This window comes from Kitasatospora sp. NPDC004799, assembly GCF_040609095.1.
GTDB lineage: Bacteria > Actinomycetota > Actinomycetes > Streptomycetales > Streptomycetaceae > Kitasatospora.
The window spans coordinates 1-7,614 of record NZ_JBEXJK010000393.1; the positions used below are offsets into that span (position 1 = coordinate 1).

The window sequence follows — 7,614 nt, forward strand, 5'->3', positions numbered from 1 at the left end:
GGGGGGTGCCGTCCCCGCCGCGGGGGGGGGGCCGTCCCCGCCGCGGGGGGGGGGGGGGCCGGGCGCCACCGCGGCGCCCCCCCCCCCCCCCCGGCCGGCCCGCCCTCAACCGGGGCCTCGGCCATGGGTAGTTGAGGAATGGGAACAGTCGCTGCTGCTAGAATCGCGGACTTCGAGGGGCTCGATGAGCGGTTTGCGGGGAATGCGGAATGGCCGAGGCGGTCCGGGTGCTGATCGTGGACGATCAGGCGCTGTTGCGCGGGAGCTTCCGCGTCCTCGTCGACTCGACCCCGGGGATGGAGACCGTCGGCGAGGCCGGTGACGGCGCCCGGGCGGTGGAACTCGCCAGGGAGCTCAGGCCCGACGTCGTCCTGATGGACCTGCGCATGCCCCTCATGGACGGCATCGCGGCCACCCGGGAGATCTGCTCCGACGCGACCATGGCCGGCGTACGGGTGCTGGCCCTGACGATGTTCGACATGGACGAGTACGTCTACCCGGCCCTCCAGGCGGGCGCGAGCGGATTCATGCTGAAGGACGCCTCGCCCGCGGACCTGGTCGCCGGTATCCGGGTCATCGCCACCGGTGAAGCCGTTCTGGCGCCCACGGTCACGCGCCGCCTCATCGAGACCGTCTCCCGCACCCGGAAGACGGCCCGGCCGGCCCCGCGGCTCGTCGGGCTCACCAAGCGGGAGCACGAGGTGCTCGTACTGATCGCGAACGGGCTGTCGAACGCCGAGATCGCCCAACGGCTGGTGATCAGCCTGCCCACCGTGAAGACCCATGTGAGCAACCTCCTGGCCAAGCTGAACGCACGCGACCGCGCCCAACTGGTCATCATCGCCTACGAAAGCGGTCTCGCCGAGCCGGGGATGCCCGCCTGAGCCTGCCGTTCAACTTTCAGGCTGCTGTGTCGGGGTGGGGGGCCGGGGGGCTCTGCCCGCGTGGATGGAAAAGTGCCTCCGGCCGGGTCCTTGTTCCTGGTGGGCGGAGGCACTTTCGGTGTTTCCGGGGTGCGTTCTATCGGTCCTTGGCGGTCTGTTCCGTTTCGGCCGGCTCGGGGGTGCGGGTGCCGTCCAGGCGGATGCCGCGGGTCGAGGCCCACATCACCAGGGCGCTGCCGCACACCACGCCGCAGTCGGCGAGGTTGAAGACCGGCCAGTGCGGCAGTTGGATCCAGTCGACGACGCGTCCCTCCAGGGGGGAGGGGGCGCGGAACACGCGGTCGATGAGATTTCCGGCCGCTCCGGCGATGACCAGCCCGAAGGAGACCGCCCAGAGGGGGGTGCGGATGCGGGGTGACATCACCAGCATGAGGACGATGACCAGGATCTTCACCGTGGTGAAGAACCAGGTCACCCCCTCGCCGATGGAGAACGCCCCACCCGAATTGAAGACCAGCGTGAATTTCAGAAGCCCACCGAGGGTCTCGGTCGGATCGGTCCTCGAGAAATTCGTCAGTGCTATCTGTTTGGTGATGAAATCCGACGCCAGCAGCGCGAGTGCTACGGCCGTCATGGTGCCCAGTCGTCGAGGCGTGTCACCGGTCAAGGAAGCTCCTCGCGCAACCCGTAGGCCTAGTAAGCCAGTCATGGCCGCATTGTAGGTGACGGTGGGTCGCGCACGAGAGGTCCGGAGAACGGGGGCGCACCGCCGGAAGGGGACCGGACCGGTCACCTGAAGATTTCGGCGAGGCGGGCCAGTCCTTCCCTGATCGTCCCGGCGGGGTTTCCGGTGAAGGAGAGGCGCAGGGTCGCCGGGTCGGCCCGGGCCGCGAAGAAGGGGGCGCCGGGCACGTAGGCGACGTCGTGGGCCGCGGCCCGGGGCAGCAGGGCGGTGGCGTCGTGCCCGTCCGGCAGGCGCACCCAGACGAACATCCCGCCGTCCGGCCGGTTCCAGGTGCTTCCGTGCGGGAGTGCGTCGGGCAGGCCGTCGAGCAGGGCGTCGCGGCGTTCCCGGTAGGCGGCGCGGACCCGCGTCAGGTGGGCGTCGAGGTCGGCGTGGGTGAGGTACCGGGCGGCGGCCGCCTGGTCGATGGTGGAGGAGTGCAGGTCGGTGGTCTGCTTCACCGTCGCGCAGGCCCGGCGCAGTGCGGCCGGGGCGCGCAGCCAGCCGAGGCGCATGCCCGGGGACATGATCTTGGAGAGGCTGCCGAGCGTCACCGTGCGGTCGGCCGCGCCGTCGAGCGAGGCGATCCACGGCAGCGGTGCGCCGTCGAACCTCAGCTCGCCGTAGGGGTCGTCCTCGACGATCCACAGGCCGTGGTGGGCCGCGACCTCCGCGACGGCCCGGCGGCGTTCGACGGAGAGCGTACGGCCGGTCGGGTTCTGGAAGTTGGGGACGAGGTAGAGGAGCTTGGGCCGCTCGGAGGCCACCAGGTCGGCCAGTGCCACCGGGTCGATGCCGCCCTCGTCGGACCGGACCGGGACGACGCGCGCCCCCGTGAAGGCGAAGCACTGCAGGGCCGCCAGATAGGTGGGATTCTCCACCAGGACGGTGTCGCCGGGGGCCAGCAGCGCCGTCGCGGTCAGCGTGAGTGCCTGCTGAGAACCCGAGGTGACCAGCAGGTCCTCCGTCAGGGTGGGCAGGGCACGGGAACTCAGCCGCTCCGCGACGGCCGCGCGCAGTGCCGGGTCGCCCTCGGTGGTCGAGTACTGGAGGGCGCGGTGCGGGGCCGTGGCCAGGACGTGGTCGAACGCGGCTCGCAGGCCGGCGACGTCGAAGAGTTCCGGGGCGGGCATGCCGCCGGCGAACGAGATCACCTCGGGCCGCGCCGTGAGCTCGAGGATCTCCCGCACGGACGAGGCGTGGGCCGGGGTGGGGTGGGTGACGGGAACGGGGGCGGCGGCTGGGCTCGTCATGCCCGCAGACTACGGACGAACGGGCTGATGTCCCGGGCGCGGGAGTCCCATGTGTGCCCAAACATGTCCCATCGATTTCTTGCCGAGATCGCCCAGGTGTCGTCGCTGGAGACGGGCTCCGCGACCGGCCGCGCCGGACCGTGAGGTTCCGGGAACCGCCAGGTGGGGCGGGCGTTGACCGGTGATCTTCGGCCGGCCGGGACCGGGGCGGGCGTCGACCGGTGGTCTTCCGCCAGATGGGCCGAAAACGTACGGTCGACCGTCGAACGGGCTTGTCGGTCGGTGCGGTGCGTATGTCAGTGTTCGGGGAGCCGTGTGCCGTGTTCCACATTGTTTTGACGGGCCATTCCGGGTCTCCCGTTCCTTTCCTCGGTTTTCGGAAGCCGTTCCGTCATGCCGTCGTTCGGTTCCAAGCGATAACAGGGGGCGTCATGTCTGATCTCCGCCATGGGCATTCCGAGGCCTCCGTGAATTCCGCGGGAAATCGATCGGTGCCGGACGAGCCCATCGCGTTGGTCGGAATTTCCTGCCGGCTGCCGGGAGCCGCGGGGCCCCGGCAGCTGTGGGACCTCCTGCGGGACGGCCGCAGCGCCGTCACCGAAACTCCCGGCGACCGCCGGGGCGGTCTCGAGGGCCCCGGGAACGACGAGCCGTCCGCCCTGCGGTGGGGGGCGTTCCTGGCGGACGTGGACCGGTTCGACGCGGGATTCTTCGGGATCGGCCCTCGCGAGGCCGCCGCGATGGATCCGCAGCAGCGCCTGGCCCTGGAGCTGAGCTGGGAGGCCTTCGAGGACGCGGGCATGCGCCCCGAGACGTTCCGGTCCCACGACACGGCCGTCTTCCTCGGCGTGGCGTCCGGCGACTACACCCTCCTGCTCGACCGCCAGGGGCCGGCCGCCCGGACCCCGCACACCGTCGCCGGCACCCAGCGCGGCATGACGGCCAATCGCGTCTCGTACGCCCTCGGGCTGCGCGGCCCCAGCCTCACCGTCGACGCCGGCCAGGCGTCCTCGCTGGCCGCCGTCCACCTGGCCTGCGAAAGCCTGCGGCGCGGCGATTCCGAGCTGGCCGTGGCGGGTGGGGTGCACCTCAACCTGCTGCCCGACACGGCGCACGCGATGGCCGGGCTCGGCGCGCTCTCGCCCGACGGCCGGTGCTTCACCTTCGACGAGCGGGCGAACGGCTACGTACGCGGCGAGGGCGGGGCGATGGTGGTGCTCAAGCCCCTGAGCCGGGCCCTCGCGGACGGCGACCCCGTGCACTGCGTCCTGCTCGGCAGCGCCCTGAACAACGACGGCGGCGGCGAAGGGCTGACGGTGCCGACCCGCGCCGCCCAGGAGGAGGTGATGCGGCGGGCCTGCGAGCGGGCAGGGGTCGACCCCGCGCACGTCCAGTACGTCGAACTGCACGGGTCGGGCACCAGGGTCGGCGACCCGGTCGAGGCCGCCGCGCTGGGCGCCGTGTTCGGCGCGGGCCGGACGGCCGGCCGGAGCCCCCTGCACATCGGCTCCGTCAAGACCAACGTCGGCCACCTGGAGGCCGCGGCGGGTGTGGTCGGCCTGGTCAAGGTGGCCCTGTCGCTCCAGCACGGGACGCTGCCGCCGAGCCTCAACTTCCGCACCCCCAACCCGCTGATCGACCTGGACGCGCTGCGTCTGCGCATGGTGACGGACGGCCTGCCGTGGGCCGAGGCGGACGGCACCCGCCTCGCGGGCGTCAGCTCGTTCGGCCTCGGCGGGACCAACTGCCACGTTGTGCTGTCCCAGCCGCCCGCCCCCGCCGAGGACGCCCGGGCGATGGCGGACGGCGGTTCCGGCGTGGTGCCGTGGGTCCTGTCCGCTGCCGCGCCGGAGGCGCTGCGGGCCCAGGCCGACCGCCTCCGGTCGTACCTGACCGAGGAGAGCGACGCCGCTCCCGCCGACGTGGCCCGCTCCTTGGCGACCACGCGCGCGACCTGGGAGCACCGCGCGGTCCTCGTCGCGGCCGACCGCGAGGAGTTCCTCCGGGCGCTGACCGCCGCCGCCGAACCCGGCGAAGTCGATCCGGCACTGGTCCGGGGCAGCGTCGGCGCGGAAGGCGGGATCACCTTCGTCTACCCGGGCCAGGGCTCCCAATGGGACGGCATGGCACAGGAGTTGCTCGCATCCTCGCCCGTCTTCCGGGAGCGGGTCGAGGAGTGCGACCGGGCGCTGCGGCCGCACGTCGACTGGTCGCTCCTCGACGTCCTGCGCGGGACGCCCGGCGCCCCGTCGCTGGAACGGGTCGACGTCGTCCAGCCCGTGCTGTGGGCCATGATGCTCGCCCTGACCGAGGTGTGGGGCTCCTTCGGGGTGCGTCCCGACGCGGTGGTGGGGCACTCGCAGGGCGAGATCGCCGCCGCGTGCGTCGCGGGCGCCCTCGACATCGAGGACGCCGCGAAGATCGTGGCCCTGCGCAGCCGCGCGCTCGCCCGGCTGGCGGGCACCGGCGCCATGGCCACCGTCTCCCTGCCGCTGGAGCAGGTCCGCGACCGGCTCGAACGGGGCTGGGACGGGGTGGAGATCGCCGCGGTCAACGGTCCGGCGTCCACGGTGGTCTCCGGTTCGCCCGAGAGCGTCGACCGGCTGCTGGCGGAGTACGAGGCCGAGGGCGTCTGGGTGCGCGCGATCCCGGTCGACTACGCCTCGCACTCCAGCGACGTGGAGGTCCTGCGGGACACGGTCCTGACGGAACTCGCCGGGATCACCCCGCGCCGCTCGCGGATCCCGTTCTGCTCCACCGTCACCGGTGCCATCACCGACACCACGGAGCTGGACGCCGACTACTGGTACCGCAACCTGCGCCGACCGGTACGGATGGAGACCGCCACCCGGCACCTGCTGGAGGCCGGGCACCGGACGTTCGTCGAGGTCAGCCCGCACCCCGTGCTCACCGTCGCGCTCCAGCAGACCGTCGGCGCCGCGGCGGTGGTCACCGGAACGCTCCGGCGGGGCGAGGGCGGCCCGCGCCGTCTGCTGGACTCCGTCGCCCGGCTCCATGTGCACGGTGTGCCGGTCGACTGGCAGCCCGCGCTCCGGCCGGGCACCGGGCGCCGGCTCCGGCTGCCCACCTACCCGTTCCAGCGGCAGTCGTACTGGCTCGACGGCGAGGACCGGCGGGAGGCCGCGGCGGTGGACCGGCGGGAGGCCGCGGCGGTGGACCGGCGGGAGGCCGCGGCGGTGGACCGGCGGGACTCCGCGGCGGTGGACCGGCGGGAGGCCGTGACCGCGGACCGGCGCGTGCCCGGTGCGGAGACCGGATCCCCCGCACCCGAGCCGGCGCGCCACGGGCACGGCGAACTGCGGGACCTCGTACGGCAACACGCCGCGGCCGTGCTGGGCCACCCGGATCCCGGGCTGGTCGACACCTCCCGCCGCTTCAAGGACCTCGGCTTCAACTCGCTGGACGCCGTCAACCTGCTGGAACGGCTGACCGCCGCCACCGGCGTCCCCCTCTCGCCCACCCTGATCTTCGACCACCCCACGCCGGCGCTCCTGGCGGAGCGGCTGCGCACCGAACTCGCCGGCGAAAGCACCGACGCCGGCGCCGCACCCGTCCGCGGCCCCCGCTCCCACGACGACGACCCGATCGCGATCGTGGGGATGGGGTGCCGGTACCCGGGCGGGGTGAGGTCGCCGGAGGACCTGTGGCAGCTGGTGGCGGAGGGGCGCGACGCGATCTCCGGCCTCCCCGAGGGGCGCGGTTGGGACCTGGAGTACCTCCACGACGCCGGTCCGGACGCGGGCGACAGCGGGCGGACGTACACCCGGGGCGGGGGTTTCCTGCACGACGCGGATCTGTTCGACGCGGGGTTCTTCGGTGTCTCGCCGCGTGAGGCGGAGGCGATGGATCCGCAGCAGCGGTTGCTGCTGGAGGTGTCGTGGGAGGCGTTGGAGCGGGCGGGGATCCGTCCCGAGACGCTGAAGGGCAGCTCCGCCGGTGTCTTCACCGGCGTGATGGCCAACGGCTACCGGCCCGCCCCCTCCCGGGTCCCGGCGGGCTTCGAAGGGCACATGCTGACCGGCAACGAGACCAGTGTCGCGTCGGGTCGGGTGGCGTACGTGCTGGGGTTGGAGGGGCCGGCCGTGTCGGTGGACACGGCGTGTTCGTCGTCGCTGGTGGCGCTGCACCTGGCGGTGCAGTCGTTGCGGCGGGGCGAGTGCTCCATGGCCCTCGCCGGGGGTGTGACGGTGATGGCGACTCCGGCGACCTTGGTGGAGATGGGTCGGCAGGGTGCGCTGTCGGCTGATGGTCGGTGCCGGTCGTTCGGTGAGGGGGCCGAGGGGACGGGGTTCGGTGAGGGTTGCGGTGTGCTGGTGCTGGAGCGGTTGTCGGATGCTCGGCGGGCGGGGCGTCGGGTGTTGGGGGTGGTGCGGGGTTCGGCGGTGAACCAGGACGGTGCGTCGAACGGGTTGACGGCGCCGAGTGGTCGGGCGCAGGTGCGGGTGGTGCGTGGGGCGTTGGAGGACGCCGGGTTGTCGGCTGGTGAGGTCGACGCGGTGGAGGCGCACGGGACGGGGACGCGGTTGGGGGATCCGATCGAGGCGCAGGCGCTGCTGTCGGCGTACGGCCGGGACCGTGAGGCGCCGTTGTGGTTGGGGTCGGTGAAGTCGAACATCGGTCATACGCAGGCCGCCGCTGGTGTGGCGGGTGTGATGAAGATGGTGTTGGCGATGCGGCAGGGGGTGTTGCCGCGGTCGTTGTACGCGGAGGTGCCGTCCTCGCACGTGGACTG

At 72.8% G+C, this 7,614-nt stretch carries 4 protein-coding genes; 2 read left to right on the top strand and 2 right to left on the bottom strand.

The annotated features are described in order from the left end of the window. Window positions 1-209 precede the first annotated feature (209 nt). A complete protein-coding gene (locus ABZW03_RS33310) occupies window positions 210-884 on the top strand; it encodes a response regulator transcription factor (protein ID WP_355266770.1) in 675 nt (224 codons plus the stop codon). Window positions 885-1,020: 136 nt separating this feature from the next. Here ABZW03_RS33310 and lspA read toward each other — a convergent pair whose 3' ends face one another. Both lspA and ABZW03_RS33320 read right to left on the bottom strand, forming a co-directional pair. Further along, window positions 1,021-1,551: a signal peptidase II gene (lspA, locus tag ABZW03_RS33315; protein WP_355266773.1), complete on the bottom strand. Its 531-nt coding sequence runs from the start codon at window positions 1,549-1,551 to the stop codon at window positions 1,021-1,023. A gap of 122 nt (window positions 1,552-1,673) precedes the next feature. After that, the gene (locus ABZW03_RS33320) at window positions 1,674-2,861 is read right to left on the bottom strand and encodes a PLP-dependent aminotransferase family protein (RefSeq protein ID WP_355266776.1); all 1,188 of its coding nucleotides are present in this window, start codon (window positions 2,859-2,861) and stop codon (window positions 1,674-1,676) included. 491 nt (window positions 2,862-3,352) lie between these two features. On the opposite strand from ABZW03_RS33320, the gene ABZW03_RS33325 reads away from it, so the two are divergent. Next, on the top strand, window positions 3,353-7,614 hold a 4,262-nt coding region (locus ABZW03_RS33325; protein WP_355266778.1), incomplete at its 3' end, for a beta-ketoacyl synthase N-terminal-like domain-containing protein.